Raw genomic sequence first — 14606 nt, 5'->3', positions numbered from 1 at the left:
GCACGGCCGCTGCAAGATTATCGGATGTAAGCGATTGTCTTGTAAGCGGCTTTGTTTATTCACGGTCACGCGTTGCAGGGCGCCAGAGGAGTGCACAAATGGAACCGTGCTCAGCACTCTAACCGTCCGCCCAACATAGTTTGTTGAGCGACGTTCCTGCTCACCTGCTACTGCATCACTACGGCACTGTTAATCTATTACAGATGACAAGCTCATTTGGAGTGGCTGGAGGGCGGAGTCTTGACATTGAAGTAACTAGAGGGTTCAGGCTGCACAAAACCACGGAGGATTTGGCTATGAGCAAGCAGCAGGATCAGGACTATCTAGGACGTACTTCAATACTCGACTTCGACGCCCCCAGCATTACTCAGCTCATCGACGTACGCGGCTGGCGTCAATTGCCGCATGAGCAGGCTGCTAGAGCTGTCTACGAATTCTGTCGCGACGAGATTCTTTTCGGCTATAACGCTGGCGCCGATAACTTACCAGCGTCCGCCATCCTTGAAGAAGGCCTAGGCCACTGCAACACCAAATCGACACTGTTGATGGGATTGCTGCGTGCGCTGGGCATTCCTTGCCGACTGCGCGGTTTCACCATCGACAAACGCCTGCAGAAAGGTGCAATGACCCCCTTTGTCTACTTCATGTCACCGAAGGAAATCCTTCATACCTGGGTCGAGGTCAGCCTGCACGAACGCTGGGTAGTGCTTGAAGGGGTGATTTTGGACGAGCAATACCTGCGTGCAGTGCAGAACAGATTTAGTAACTGCACGCACGCTTTTCTTGGCTATGCCGTAGCAACGCCTTGTTTGGCCAAGCCCGCAGTGCAATGGACCGGTCGGGATACCTTCATCCAGCGCGAAGGCATTGCCCGGGAACTGGGGTTGTATGCCTCACCGGACGAGTTCTATACCGAGCACAAGACTAACTTGACCGGTTTGAAGGGTTGGCTTTACCACCATTTTTTTTACAAGGTACTCAACAATAACGTGCGTCGCATCCGTGAGGGGGCACACGACAGCACTGCGCTGAGCCGTGAATGCGAGCATCGTGAGCCCCCCAGTCCATCGTTTTAATAAGCGTTTTACACTGAAAGGGGCACTCAAAAAGCTGCTGCGATCGCTTGCGCCAATTGCTGGTCGGACATCAGCGGCGCAGGGTAAGTCTCGCGATAATAGCGAGATGCCTGTTCAAACTGCGCCCCACGAATTTCGCCGTCAGAACCAATGAACGCAAGGGCATCGGCTTTGGATGATTTGAACATCTGTGGAATGCTGGAGGTCAGGCCTGTAGTGCCTGCGACTATCAAGAAGGGAATCGCAGTGGTAATCATGAGTGCTGCCTGGAACGGGTTGTTATTTTCAGCGGCCACGGTTTGGGTGCTTATAGTCATCAGAAAGGCGACCCCTACAGCTTTCCATGAGTCCATTCTTAACACTTCCATTGCGTTTGGATGGCCGCCACCATAGCAGAGGAGGGGGCTTTTCAAAAACCTGAAGCCTGGCGCAGGGGCTGTGACGGTTGAAGAATCTGAGCGCTCGTCAGCTCATCAATCCCATGACCGCCAACCCGATTGAAATGTAGTTTGGGTGGCAAATACTCTATTTGAACTGGCTACCAACTCCAGTAATCAGGCAGAGCCACCCAAGTGCATCAGGCAGCGCGTTTTGACGTGCCAAGAGTTTTTTTCAGGGCCGTTTTCATCGCCAGCATTTGTTCACCCAGCTCATCCAGTTCGGCTTTTCCAAGCAGCTTTTTCGCTTGTGGGAACATCTCCGTTTCTTCCTCCTCGATATGGTGCTCAAGTAGCTCTTTCACTACTTTGCACCTCCCGGCAAATTCCGGAGTGGACGGGTCAGTGTTCTTGAGATCAGGAAGAACCAGTGAGTCGACAGTACGGTGCTCTTCCTTTGCCTCGTAATACATTTCTTCTTGTTCTTTACCGCCCGCTTTTTTAAATGCCGGATAGAGAATTTTCTCTTCAAGTTGTGTGTGTACGCTGATTTCCAGCTCAAGCTTGTGCAGTAGCTCGGTGCGTTTTTTCAACGCTTTATCTGTTGTGGCGCTGAGCTGGGCAAGGATCGATTTAACTTTTTCGTGGTCGGCCAGCAGAATGTCAATGGCGTTCATTTTTGCCTCACTATCACGGATGGATGGTTCCCGCTCTGTCTTGGCGGTTCAATTGTCGTGATGGATTTCGCAATTGCTGTGCCAAAAACGAAATTTAAAAATCATAGTATTTTCAATACGTTATAAAAATAGTAGCCAAATATAATCATGCATCCTGCCCGAGATTTTTCTTTGCGCATTGCAAAAAGCAGATAGCTGAAAAGGCTGCGCTACCGGATCAATCGCACCGGTTGCAGCAATCTCCTTGTCTGGATTCCTTGATTGACGTCAACCGCATGGCTCGGCCTGCTCTGTATTGTGCTCTGTAATCGACAGGTGGAAGGGCAAGGCTTATGCATTGCTTGAAACCCCGCGCGCCATTCTGGAAAACCCAGCTGGTGGCCGAGGGTCCCATTGGGTCGAGGCCCGCAATAGTGATCGCGAGGCCGCGCAACGACGGGATTGACGGTTTTTAATCGCGGTGAGCGAATCGTTTTCAGCTGAAATGAGAGCCAGAGTCCCATGCTCTATCCGCTATTTCTGACCTTGCATCTGTTTGCTGCGCTGATTTTTATCGGCACGGTTTTCTTTGAAGTCCTGTTCCTGGGAAGTATCCGCAAACAGCTGCCCGCCAAGGTCATGCTGCTGGTCGAGCAGGGCATCGGTCAACGCGCCCGCATCTTGATTCCATGGGTGTTGCTGGTGCTGTTCGGTGCCGGGTCAGGGATGGTCTGGCTGCGTTATGTGCCGGTTTTGGCCACACCCCTGGCCTCATCGTTCGGCACCTTGCTGATGCTGAAAATCGTGCTTGCCGTCAGCGTACTGCTGCACTTTATGGTCGCCATGTACCTGTTCAAAAGTGGCCGGATGAATGCTCGATACCTGCATTTCATCCACGGCAGCCTGTTTTGCCACATGATTGGCATCGTACTACTGGCCAAGGGCATGTTTTACCTGACCTGGTGAGCTGGCTTGCCCGCGAGCTCAAGCTCCGCTGCGATCACGGTGTGCCCCACCGTGAGATCGACCTTTGATCTGCGACAACGGTGATTGATCGCCAATACCCGATGATGGAGCCCGGAATTACTTCGACGCTTGCGCGCCGGCAACACGTTAGAGGAGTGGTGTTATGCAAGTGCTTGAGCGCCGTAAAGCGATGGCGATTACACCGCTGCTACGGTTGGCCTTCAGGCCGTTTTTCCTCGGTGGTTGCCTGTTGGCGGTGTTGGTCATACCGCTATGGCTGGCTGCTTTCAGCGGTTTGATTAGCCACTGGACCCCTGCAGGCGGCTGGTTGGGCTGGCATCGACATGAGCTGCTGTTCGGGTTCGGGTTGGCGATCATCGCGGGCTTTCTGCTGACAGCGGTGCAGACCTGGACCGGTCGCCCAGGCATCAGTGCAACACCTCTGGCGGCGCTGGCGCTGCTGTGGCTGTGCGCGCGGCTGGCCTGGCTGGCCAATGCGCCCTGGCCGTTGCTCGTGGTGCTGGAGTTAGGGTTCCCGCTGGCGCTAGCGGTGTTGATGGGCATGACCCTGTGGCAGGTGCGGCAGAAACGTAACTACCCGATTGTGCTGGTGTTGTTGCTGTTGGCCGCGGCCGACGGGCTGTCCCTCCGGGGCCTGGTCCAAGGGCACGAAGGCTGGCAGCGCCAGGGCGTACTGGCCGGTATCTGGCTGGTGGCGGCGATGATGGGTTTGATCGGCGGGCGAGTCATTCCATTCTTCACCCAGCGCGGCCTCGGCCGGATCGAGGGCGTTGCCCCCTGGGCGTGGCTGGATTGGTCGTTGTTGCTCGGTTCAGTGTTGGTTGCGTTGCTGTATGCGGCGGGACCTGCGCTCAACCCCGATGTCCGGGTTGGTTTACTGTTCGCGGTATTGGCAGTGGGGCATCTGCTGCGCCTGGTCCGTTGGCATGATCGGGCACTCTGGCGCGTGCCGTTGTTGTGGTCGTTGCACCTGGCGTATGGCTGGTTGGCGGTGGCGTGCCTGGGCATGGCGCTGTGGCATTTCGGTGTATCGATCAACCCGAGCCTGGCGGTGCATAGCTTGACCATCGGTGCCATGGGCGGACTGGTACTGGCGATGATTGCGCGGGTCACCCTTGGGCATACCGGTCGTCCGCTGGAGCCGCCATCGGGCATGACCCTGGCGTTCATTTTGCTCAATCTGGCGTGTCTCAGTCGGGTCGGGCTAGTTGTCTTTTTTCCCTTGGCGGCGTTGTGGCTGGCGGGTCTGTGCTGGACGCTGGCGTTTGCGCTATATGCCTGGCGTTACGGGCCGATGCTGCTGCGCTCCCGGGTTGACGGTCATCCAGGTTAGGCCCGTAACTCGTAGGAGTTGGTCAGTGATGTATCCCTTTTTGCTGGTGATTCACTTGCTCGCGGCAATCGCCTTCATCGGCACGTTATTTTTCGAAGTGGTTATCTGGCATCACGCTCGCCAGCAGTTGCCGGATGCCCCACAGTTGACGGCGGATCGGGCGATTGCAGTACGCTCGCGCAAGGTGCTGCATGGCGTGGTATTGCTGCTGTATGGCGCTGGCATAAGCCTGGCGTGGCAGTACCGGGGGGCCTTGAATCAGCCGCTGGCCAGCAGTTTTGGCACCTTGCTGAGTCTGAAGATCCTGTTGGCCCTGAGTATCATTGGTCATTATTTGTTGTTGGCGTATTGGCTCAAAAGCGCACGGCTGACCTGCGCCCGGGCGAGCTGGATTCGTCGCAGCATTCTGGGGCATATGGTGTTGATCGTGATCCTCGCCAAGACCATGTTCTATTGGCATGGCTAAGCACTTTCCCATAAACCCCAAACACCCCGAGCGGACAAGTGCATGCTTTTATCACAGTCACTTTCCTGCAAGCTTCGATATTCAGCCGAGGGGGAAGAGTAGCCCTTCGGCCTGATCATCCCTTTGTAGCAATGCGCCCATGAAGCACACGGTCTAATGACCTGCCCAATACTGGCGCACCTGTCTTGCACCAAAAATAGACTTGGCCGACCTATGTCGAAGCATTTGGCTGCCTGGCATTTCAGAACTGCCACTTTTCCTGCGTTTCTCAATTTATGGCATACCGCTTGCTCTAGGGGATCACCGGGCGCAGACATTACTGTGGTCGGGCGATGCCATTAGCCGGGTTGTTCGTCAGTTATTGCCTGCGTATTTCCCTTCGATTCAAAGGATTGGTCATGCAAGAGAAATCAATGGTTGTGAGCCGTCGTACAGTATTGAACTGGATTGGAGTGACAGCGGGCGCTGCTGCGATGTATCAGGCAATGACTGCTTTAAGTTTTGCCGCTGAATCCAACCATGATCGCAACTTTGCATTAAGCGGTGCACCCAAGGGCACGCGAGTGTTGATCCTGGGAGCGGGGCTGGCAGGCATGACCGCGGCCTACGAACTGCGAAAGGCGGGCTATCAGGTCAAAGTACTGGAGTTCAATGCCAGACCGGGCGGGCGCTGCTGGACACTGCGCGGTGGGGACCGTTTCACCGAGTTGGGCGGCGCGACCCAACATTGCGAATTTGACAAGGGACTTTACCTCAATCCCGGCCCATGGCGGATTCCGTACCACCACCATGCGGTGCTCGATTACTGCCACAAATTCGGTGTCGCGCTGGAGCCTTTTGTTCAGGTCAATTACAACGCAATGGTCCATTCCACCAAAGCATTTGGCGGCAAGCCACAGCGTTATCGCGAAGTGCAGGCTGACTTTCAGGGGCATGTTGCCGAGCTGCTGAGCAAGGCAGTCAATCAGCACGGCCTGGACCAGGCGCTGACCCAGGAGGACCGCGAGCGCTTGCTGGAAGTGATGCGCAAATGGGGCGCGCTGGACGCCGGCAACAGTTATAAAAAATCCCTGGAAACCAGCCTGCGTCGTGGCTTTGCCATCGACGATGGGGGTGGCCTGATGCCCGAGGCCGTGCCGTCCGAACCGATGGACTGCAAGGCGCTGCTCGATTCCAACCTGTGGCAAAGCATCGCCAGTGGCCAGGAGTACGAATACCAAAGCAGCATTTTTCAACCGGTTGGCGGCATGGACATGATCGCCCAGGCCTTCCAGAAGCAGGTCAATGACCTGATTCACTACAACGCCAAGGTCACGCGCATCCAGCAAAACGATACCGGCGTGACCGTCACTTACCAGAACAGCGATGGTAGTGGCGGGCTGCAGCAGGAGCAGGCGCACTGGTGCGTTTGTACCTTGCCGTTGTCGATTCTCGGGCAACTGCCGATCGATGTGAGTGCACCGATGATGAGCGCGATTCGTGCGGTGCCTTACGAGTCTTCGGTAAAAATCGGGCTGCAATTCAAGCGCCGTTTCTGGGAGCAGGACGAGCATATCTACGGCGGTATCAGCTACACCGATACGCCGATCAGTAAAATCAGCTACCCGAGCACTGACTACGGAAAACAGGGCAAAGGTGTTCTGCTCGGTGCCTACATCTGGGGCCCGAACGCATACGAATTCACCGCTATGAGCCCGAAAATGCGTGTGCAGAAGGCTGTTGAATACGGCGCGCAGATTCACCCGCAATACCCGAGCGAGTTCGAGAACGGGATTGCTGTCGGTTGGCATCGGGTGCCCTGGACTAACGGTTGCTACGGGCTATGGACCCCCGAGACCCGTCAGCAGCATTACAAAAATCTGTGCCAGATTGACGGTCGGATCGTCCTTGCCGGTGAGCATGCGTCCTATATCCCGGCCTGGATGGAGGGTGCAATTCTGTCGTCACAGGATGCGATCAAACGTCTGCACACCCATATCATCGCCAGCGCGAAAGCTGCCTGACTCCGGAGTTAGCCATGCGAACAACTTTCACGATAGCCACTCTGTTGAGTCTGCTGGCCAGTACCTCAGTGCTTGCAGAAGAGACGCCAATGCTTTCCACCTCCGGCAAGTTCGATCAACCCAGTGGCGAGGCCCTGTTCAATCAGGTCTGTCAGGGCTGCCATATGGCTGAGGGCCAGGGCTCTCACGGTGCAGGTGCGTATCCGGCCCTGGCGACCAACCAGAAACTGGGGGCCAAGGTCTACCCGGTGTACATGGTGTCATCGGGGCAGGGCGGCATGCCGGGCTTTAAAAAGTACATGGATGATCAGCAGATTGCATCGGTGGTCAACTATGTACGTACCCACTTTGGTAACCAATATGCCGATAGCGTGACGGTCGAAGATGTTCGGGCGGTCACCCAGCGCTGACACAAACATGGACGGCGCGCTTTGTTCACATCCCTAAAGGAATAAAAAGATGTCTAAAAAAATCATCCCCGCTTTTCTCCTGACCTCCCTGTTGGCTGGCTTGATGGCTTCGCAGGTAAATGCGGCTGAAGTGATACGCCACAAGTTGCCGAACTCGGACTTCCCGATCTCCCTGGCCGTCGAAATTCCGCCGGGTGTCACCCTGGTCAACCTCAGTGGTGTTGTACCTCCCGTCGCGGATAGCAAGGCAGACCCCAAGACTCTCGCGGCCTATGGCAATACCGAAGTGCAGACGGTCAACGTGCTGAAAAATATCGAGGCCACATTAAAAAGCCTGGGCCTGACCATGGGTGATGTAATCAAAATGCAGGTCTATCTGGTGGGCACGCCAGAGACGGGCAAGATGGACTTTACAGGCTTTATGAAAGGCTACACCCAGTTCTTTGGCACCAAGGACCAGCCTAAGCTGCCAACTCGCTCGGCATTCCAGGTGGCCGGCCTGGCCAACCCGAATTATCTGGTTGAGATCGAAGTGACTGCGGCTCGGCCGTAATTCGGCGAGGCGTCAGGCGCCATGACCACTGAGTTTCAGTAGTCATGGCGTCAGTAGTGGCAGAGCGCATTTTAGGCAGTAGGCAGTGTTGCCGTGTAACTTTTGGAGTTCTTTTTCACCAGAGTGGAAATGGGTTTTTCAATCCATCTGAAACTTGAGTAGGACACAACAAGAATACCTGCGATGGTCAAGGCAAATGTTACTGCATCGTGAAAATTCAAGAGCTCCTGAATTTTCATCATTGAGCACATAACCAGCACATGGCACAGATAAGTTGAGTATGACCAGTCGCCAAGGCGGCTAATTAACCCCGAACCAGGACTGAAGCGCTCAAGAGATACGGCCGCAAAGAGAATCATTGCGCAAGGAAGGCCTGACTTTAGAGGGTTATGGGAGACTTGCCCGTAAAAGATAATCATCCCGATAGCAACAAGGATTACAGCGACAGCGACTAACGAGGGTGTTTTCTGTACCCAACCTTTTTTATAGGCGATGGCAATCAGTATTCCGAATAAAAATTCATAGATGATTTTGTTGCCATAGAAGGCAAGATCACCTCCTAGACGGGAGATAAACTTGCAAAGTAGAAAAAGCCCAATCGCTACCATCAGCAGTTGGAGTTTTTTCGGAAAATAAAAGCTCAGCAAGAAAACGCTATAAAATGCCATTTCATAGTTCAGCGTCCAACCCACCGTCAACAGGGGATACGGACCAATGCCTGAGGGGTTTTGAGCCGGTATAAATAGCAGACTCTGCAGAAGGAACGTCGGGTCGAATGCCGTGAGTGGCAAGAAAGTTGGTGCATTGAGCAAAATAACCGCCGAAATAAAGGTGAAAATCCAATACGCCGGCACAACCCTGGCCAAGCGATGAACCGCAAAAACACCCGGTGTGACATTCTTGCCCGCCACTGAGAGATAAATAACAAAGCCGCTGATGATAAAAAATAAATCGACACCAATAGCGCCATACATATGAAGCGCTTTAGAGAGCGGGCCGCTCAGGTTATTGCCATGCACAACTTGAATGTAGTGATGAAACACTACGAGCCATGCAGCCAAGGCTCTTAAGAGTTGAATTGAATTGAATTGAGCATAGCAAAAGGCCATGTAATAAAGAGGCCGAGTATAGTCAAAGGATTGTATTTGTCTTTGTTATAAATGTATTTTTGCCAACTCAGTCATAAACCGGGGTTGGATGTAGGGCTTTTCATTCAAACTATTTCGTCACGCCGCACAAAAACTGTTCTTTTTATTATGAATATCATGCTCAGTTTGAGGGTGTATCAAGCAGGCGCCATGTCCAGTTGTCTGGCGCCTGCCCGTTACACTAGAAGTTGACTTCCCCCGTCAATCGCAGCGTCCTTCCTTCGCCCCAACTTACTCGTCGGGTAGTGCCACCCGAAGCCACAAAATAGCTGCGGTCGGTCAGGTTGCTGGCATTGAGTTGCAGCGAGGTTTCCTTGCCCAGCAGATGGCTGGTCTTCCAAGATGCGAAAGCGTCCACCGTGGTGTAGTCAGGAAGCTCGAAGGAGTTGCTGATATCCCCTGCGCGCTTGCCCACATAACGGGCGCCGGAACCAAGACGCAAGCGACCTGCAAAAATGTCGGCCGGGACTTCGTAGGTGAGGTAAGCACCGCCCACATGACGCGCCACGTTGAACAGGCGATTGCCTTCGGTTTGCTCAGTGTCTTTCTTGATTCGGGCATCGGTGTAGGCGTAGTTGGCGATCACACTCCATTGCGCACTCAGGCGTCCGGTCATGCTCCATTCCAGGCCGCGTGACTGCACTTCACCCGCCAAACGTTGCACCATGTTGCCGAACTCGTCGAGTTCACCGGTGTTCTGCTGCACGTTGTTTTTCAGGATGTCGTACAGCGCCAACTGACTCGTCCAGTCGCCGTTGTCATACTTCATTCCCACTTCGTACTGGCGGCCGGTCTCTGACTTGTAGGTGCCTTCGAAAGTGGTGCCGTTTTCCATCTCGTTGGGCGCGAACGACTGGCTGTAGTTGGCATACAGCGAGAGATCGTCACGCATCTGATACACCAGCCCTAAAAAAGGCAGGAGCTTGGACTCGCCCTCATCGGTGGTTTGCTTGAAGTCCAGACCCGCGCCCGAATCTATCGAGTAGTGCTGGTAGCGCAGTCCCGGTGCCAGAATCCATTTTTCGCCCAGATGGATATTGTCTTTGACGTACAGCGACTGACCCTTGATATGGCTTTTGCCGTTGGTGTTTGACGGGTTGACCGTACCCACGGGCGGGAGCAAGCCATATTGCGGGTTGGCCGGGTAGAAGCCGCCAACGTTGCGGCTTTGCAGGAAGTCCCCGTTGGCTTCGCGGCGGGTTTCATAGTCGGCGCCGGTGACCAGATCATGATCGATTCCGTACCAGGTCTTGTTGCCAATCCAGTCGAGGGACAGGTAAGCGTTTTCCCGATTGGCACCCACATTGCGTCGAAAACGTCGCGTCAGCTCGCCAGTTGCGGGGCGATACTCACTGGGGTCGGCCTGGTAATCGTTGTAATGGTCATACACCCAGCCCGTGGTCAGGCGCACCCGCGAACTCGGGTCGAGGCGGTATTCGGTGGTGGTGTTGAACGACTGGCGCTGGCCTTCGGCGCGGGTCCACTTTTCGTCCAGGCGCTTGTCGCGGCTGCCCACATGGTGGCCGTTGTAAAACAACGCGCCGCGGTCCAGCGTGTTGCTGTAATCGTTGTATTCATAGGCGGCGAGAAACGACAGGTCGTCAGACTCGTAGGCCAGTGAGGGAGCGACCAGTTTTGACGTGTTCTGGCCAAAGTTGCGCCAGTAATCCTCATCGCGGTTTTGCCCGATCAAACGAAACGCAAAACCGCTGTCAGCCAGCGGGCCGGTGATGTCGAACCAGCCATCGCCACCGCCCTGATCACTCCGGGTGCCGCCCAGCGAACTGCTCCATTGGTATTGCGGCTTTTTGGTGATTACGTTGATTACCCCACCTGGCTCCTGCATCCCGTACAGCAATGAGGCGGGGCCTTTGAGCATCTCCACACGCTCGGTGGTGACACGTTGAAAATTACGTCCGATGGGCATGCGCACACCATCGCGCAAAACGCCGCCATCATCAGAGTTGCCGAAGCCGCGCTTGATAAAACTGTCCTGTGTGCCACCAAAGTTGTTACTGACGACCACTCCGGGCATAAATTTAATCACGTCCTCGAGGGTTTGTGGTGCTTGATCCTTGAGCTGCTGACGGGTCACCGTATCGACTGTTTGTGACTGCTGCAGATAGGGTGTTTCAGTCTTGTCTGCAGTCGAGCTATAGCCCGCACGGTAGTCCGTATCGTCTACGGTAGATTGCACACCGTCGACCTGAATACTTGGCAGTTGCATGGGGGCGTTTTCGCCCGCCAGCGCCGTACAGCTAATCACCAGACTGGTACATACCCCGAGGGGCATAATGCCTGCCCGTTTAAAACCACGCTTCCTTTGCAACATCCGTAACACTCCACACCAATGACGGCAGATAACTGAATTCGCTGCCGATAACCGAACAATGAAGTGGGCGAGGTTCTTGTTGCCTCTCTTTTCAGTGCGCCGGTTGAAACGTCTATTACGGGCGTCTCAGACTATTCGACAGAGCTGAATCGTATCAGCAAGGAGAATGTTTATCATTTACTTTGGTATGGCAAAGGGTAATTAGCGGTAACGGGACAGGTGAGTTCTATAGCCAGTACTTGGGATAACTGCCTTTATTACGGGCGTTATTCAGGCACCAGGCCACCATCACAATCACGATGGAGCCGGCCAGTACCGGTGTAACCAAAAATGACAGCGGCGCACCTGCGGTTAGTACCACTATGGGATTTGCACCTGCTGGGGCATGCACGGTTCGGGTTTGCTGCATGGCCACCAGTGCCAGGCCTACGGCTAGCGCACATGCCCACCATGAATTGCCTAGGGTGTTGAGAATGATCAGCCCGATCAGCGTCGAGATGAAATGCCCGCCGATAATGCTGCGTGGCTGAGCCAGTGGCGAGTCCGGCAAGCCGAAAGCCAGCACGCAACTGGCTCCCAGTGACGCCATCAGCCAGGGGGTGCCTGAGATAGCGTTAAGCCAGCCTGTGGCACCGATGGCGATAACCACGCCGATAAACGACGTCAGGGTAAAACGCAGTGAAGGTGCGGCTGGCGCACCCGATTTGAGCAGGCGATGTGTTGGCATGGAGGTGCTCGCAGGGAGGGTGAAGTCACCAAAGGATACCGATCGGTATACCTGCAAGTCAACCGATCGGTATACACTGTTCGGCATCTCCCATGAGGTCCTTGGAAATGAGTACATCCGATGCAATAACCGGTTCTGCCTTGCGCCTGTTCTATCGTCAGGGTTTTCATGCGACCGGAGTGGAGCAGCTGAGCCAGGAGGCAGGGGTTACCAAAAAGACCCTGTACCGGCATTTTCCAAGTAAGGAACATCTGGTCGAGGCTGCTTTGGCGCTTCGTCACAACGAGTTCATGGCCAAAGTGAACGCAGCGGTTGAGCAGGCTCCGCCAGCGCTGCGACCCGAAGCCTATCTCGACTTTATTGGCGCCTGGGTACAGGAGCCTGACTTCCACGGCTGCGCCTTTATCAATGCCTCTGCCGAATACGCCAGCCTGACACTGGCGCCGCATATTTTGGCCAAACGACACAAGCAGGCACTTGTGGCTTATCTGGAGCAAATATGTGCCCAAGCACACCTCAACAACCCTCGCTTGGCAGCCATGCAACTGCTGTTGATCGGTGAAGGGCTAATCGTTTCGAGTCAGGTCAACGGTGTGTGCCGCGAGTTGATCGCGGCGGGCAAGGAGATGGTGGGGCTATTAGGCTGTGATCCGAAGCAATAAACCTGCTCCCACAGTCGGGGTAACGCGGACCTTAAGTGAACAGCATTACCGCGTCGCCCTTGCAAAATCTGCCCTGTGGCAGGACTGCCCATACGCCTTTCTCAGCTCTTGTCCCGCAGCGAAGCCATCGGCAACAACTCATCTATCAAACTGAACACCGTCGTTTTAACCGCGCTGTTCAGATCCGTCCAAGCCAGGCCGGTAGTTGCCCGGTAACTACCCAGCTCCAGGGGCCTGGAGATGACATTGGCGGGTAAGGCGCGTCCGGCATTGGCCGGTAGCAAGCCAACGCCGAGCCCGGCGGACACCAGGGCGAGCATGGTGGTGAATTCGCCCAACTCCGTCGCGATTTGCAGTTGCGCGCCGTGGCGTGCAAGCGATTGCATCAGTTCATCGTAAAAACCGGGAGCGTAGCGTCTGGCCAGGATAAACACCGGCAATTGGGCGAGGGCAGTCGGGGGCAGGGTGTCGCAGGCCACCAGCGGGTGATCGCCGGGCAGGGCAACGATAAAGGTTTCCTGCAGTACCTCGCGGGTCTGGATGCCCGGAATAGCAGCGGGCAAGCGCATTAGACCGAAATCAAGCTGACCGTTTTTCAAGGCACTAGCCTGGTCCGGGCCGGGCATATCCTTGAGTTCCAGCTCGATACGCGGAAAGCGGGTATGCAGCGCGCGGATCAGTGAGGGCAGCAGTTCGGGCAATACCGATGAGACAAAACCCAAACGCACACGGCCGATTTCCCCTCGCCCACAGGCCCTGGCCACATCAGCCGCATGGGCCGACTGATACAGCGTGGCCCGGGCTTCGGGCAAGAAGATGGCACCCACTTCGGTCAGCGTGACCGAGTGCCGGTTACGCTCGAACAGGCGCACTCCCAGCTCTTCTTCGAGCATCTTGATCTGCATGCTCAGGGCCGGTTGCACAATGGACAGGCGTTGCGCAGCCCGGCCGAAGTGCAGCTCCTCGGCCAGGGTCACAAATGATCGCAGGTGTTTGATTTCCACAGAGCACTCCCGGCTACGTAACGACGTCTTGGCGGTGCTCATGGTAATGGATCACAGGATCATTGGTGACGCCGGGTCGCAGGTTTAATCAGAAGGTTTTGCTGGCGCTGGCCACCAGCGTTGCACCGCACACATCGTCGTAGCCGGTAAAGCTGGTGCATTGGGCTTTCGACAGGTCGGTATCGATATAGCTCAGCGCCCAGTCAATGCCGATCAGTTGGCGGCTGAGTTTGACTTCCCAGTCGTAGTAATCGGCCTGGCCCTTGCCGCTGTTGCTGAAAAATACGTCATCCTTGTAGTCGACGTATTCGTAGCGCAACACCAAACCGATTTCGGCGGGCAGCACGGTGTGGTAACCGATAAACACCGTGGATAAGTCCTCGTCTTTCTTGCCCTCGTGGAACTCGCCGTTTTCATCCTCGTAATCCGGGCCTTTCATGTTGTTGACGTATTTGCCACCGAGTAAAACGCCGTATACATCGAGGGTGGCCTGGACATCGCTCTGGTTGTATCCGCTTTCACGGGGGTACCCGTAGCGGGTGTAGAAGGTGTCCAGGCTGATGTTGTCGTTGATTTGCCAGAAGTACCCGGCAAAGTATTCGAGCTCCTGACGGGTTTTAGAGTCGTAGCCAAAATCGACATTCGAGGTCCACAGGCCTGCGTACAAGCCACTGCTGTGGTTGAGGGTGATCGACAGTTGCGCAGCAGGGTCGCCCAGGGTTTGCGAGAGGCCGTTGGCCCGGTAATCGCTGATTAGCGTGGGCGTAATCACCAGCTGGAAATCGTCGTTGAGCTCCAGCGCCTGGGCGCTGAGCAGGGGTGTAAGGGCCAGGCCCGTGAGCATGCAGACAGACAATGCGTTCATATCAGTT

15 protein-coding genes are annotated in these 14606 nt (G+C 55.2%); 8 read left to right on the top strand and 7 right to left on the bottom strand.

All coding sequences use genetic code 11. The features are described 5' to 3' along the window. Window positions 1–296: 296 nt before the first annotated feature. On the top strand, window positions 297–1076 hold the full coding sequence (locus N7D90_RS14690; protein ID WP_261738709.1) for a transglutaminase-like domain-containing protein: 780 nt from the start codon (window positions 297–299) through the stop codon (window positions 1074–1076). Window positions 1077–1102: 26 nt separating this feature from the next. Here the strand turns inward: N7D90_RS14690 and N7D90_RS14685 are convergent, their stop codons facing one another. Together N7D90_RS14685 and N7D90_RS14680 are read right to left on the bottom strand one after the other, a co-directional pair. Further along, window positions 1103–1429 (bottom strand): DUF2388 domain-containing protein, encoded by a 327-nt coding sequence (locus tag N7D90_RS14685; protein ID WP_261742455.1) that lies wholly within the window; start codon window positions 1427–1429, stop codon window positions 1103–1105. Between the two features lie 224 nt (window positions 1430–1653). Further along, on the bottom strand, window positions 1654–2130 hold the full coding sequence (locus N7D90_RS14680; protein ID WP_261738708.1) for a hemerythrin domain-containing protein: 477 nt from the start codon (window positions 2128–2130) through the stop codon (window positions 1654–1656). A 501-nt stretch (window positions 2131–2631) separates the two neighbouring features. Between N7D90_RS14680 and N7D90_RS14675 the strand changes: the two genes are divergently transcribed. From N7D90_RS14675 to N7D90_RS14650, 6 genes are all read left to right on the top strand, one after another. Beyond that, entirely contained in the window at window positions 2632–3075 is a 444-nt protein-coding gene (locus N7D90_RS14675) for a CopD family copper resistance protein (RefSeq protein WP_261738707.1), read from the top strand. Window positions 3076–3238: 163 nt separating this feature from the next. After that, the gene (locus N7D90_RS14670; protein ID WP_261738706.1) at window positions 3239–4429 is read left to right on the top strand and encodes an NnrS family protein; all 1191 of its coding nucleotides are present in this window, start codon (window positions 3239–3241) and stop codon (window positions 4427–4429) included. Window positions 4430–4457: 28 nt separating this feature from the next. Further along, a complete protein-coding gene (locus tag N7D90_RS14665; RefSeq protein ID WP_261742454.1) occupies window positions 4458–4895 on the top strand; it encodes a hypothetical protein in 438 nt (145 codons plus the stop codon). A gap of 473 nt (window positions 4896–5368) precedes the next feature. After that, window positions 5369–6898 carry a flavin monoamine oxidase family protein gene (locus N7D90_RS14660; RefSeq protein ID WP_315968164.1) on the top strand — a complete coding sequence of 510 codons (1530 nt, stop codon included), beginning with the start codon at window positions 5369–5371 and terminating at the stop codon, window positions 6896–6898. Window positions 6899–6912: 14 nt separating this feature from the next. Next, entirely contained in the window at window positions 6913–7308 is a 396-nt protein-coding gene (locus N7D90_RS14655) for a c-type cytochrome (RefSeq protein ID WP_261738704.1), read from the top strand. Window positions 7309–7357: 49 nt separating this feature from the next. Beyond that, complete coding sequence (locus N7D90_RS14650) at window positions 7358–7861, top strand: RidA family protein (RefSeq protein ID WP_261738703.1); 504 nt, start codon at window positions 7358–7360, stop codon at window positions 7859–7861. A 71-nt stretch (window positions 7862–7932) separates the two neighbouring features. On the opposite strand, the gene N7D90_RS14645 is transcribed toward N7D90_RS14650, so the two are convergent. The 3 genes from N7D90_RS14645 to N7D90_RS14635 form a co-directional block, all read right to left on the bottom strand. Next, complete coding sequence (locus N7D90_RS14645) at window positions 7933–8904, bottom strand: acyltransferase family protein (RefSeq protein ID WP_261738702.1); 972 nt, start codon at window positions 8902–8904, stop codon at window positions 7933–7935. A 286-nt stretch (window positions 8905–9190) separates the two neighbouring features. Then, window positions 9191–11302: a TonB-dependent siderophore receptor gene (locus N7D90_RS14640; RefSeq protein WP_261738701.1), complete on the bottom strand. Its 2112-nt coding sequence runs from the start codon at window positions 11300–11302 to the stop codon at window positions 9191–9193. Window positions 11303–11567: 265 nt separating this feature from the next. Beyond that, window positions 11568–12068 carry an HPP family protein gene (locus tag N7D90_RS14635; RefSeq protein ID WP_261738700.1) on the bottom strand — a complete coding sequence of 167 codons (501 nt, stop codon included), beginning with the start codon at window positions 12066–12068 and terminating at the stop codon, window positions 11568–11570. Window positions 12069–12175: 107 nt separating this feature from the next. Between N7D90_RS14635 and N7D90_RS14630 the strand changes: the two genes are divergently transcribed. After that, a complete protein-coding gene (locus tag N7D90_RS14630) occupies window positions 12176–12730 on the top strand; it encodes a TetR/AcrR family transcriptional regulator (protein WP_261738699.1) in 555 nt (184 codons plus the stop codon). A 101-nt stretch (window positions 12731–12831) separates the two neighbouring features. On the opposite strand, the gene N7D90_RS14625 is transcribed toward N7D90_RS14630, so the two are convergent. Both N7D90_RS14625 and N7D90_RS14620 read right to left on the bottom strand, forming a co-directional pair. Continuing rightward, window positions 12832–13734, bottom strand: coding sequence for a LysR substrate-binding domain-containing protein (locus N7D90_RS14625; protein WP_261738698.1), 903 nt, complete (start codon window positions 13732–13734; stop codon window positions 12832–12834). An 88-nt stretch (window positions 13735–13822) separates the two neighbouring features. Continuing rightward, entirely contained in the window at window positions 13823–14599 is a 777-nt protein-coding gene (locus tag N7D90_RS14620) for a TorF family putative porin (RefSeq protein WP_261738697.1), read from the bottom strand. Window positions 14600–14606 lie beyond the last annotated feature (7 nt).

The organism is Pseudomonas fragi (assembly GCF_025426255.1).
GTDB classification, from domain to species: domain Bacteria; phylum Pseudomonadota; class Gammaproteobacteria; order Pseudomonadales; family Pseudomonadaceae; genus Aquipseudomonas; species Aquipseudomonas kulmbachensis.
This window is presented reverse-complemented; position numbering and strand designations above follow the sequence as displayed.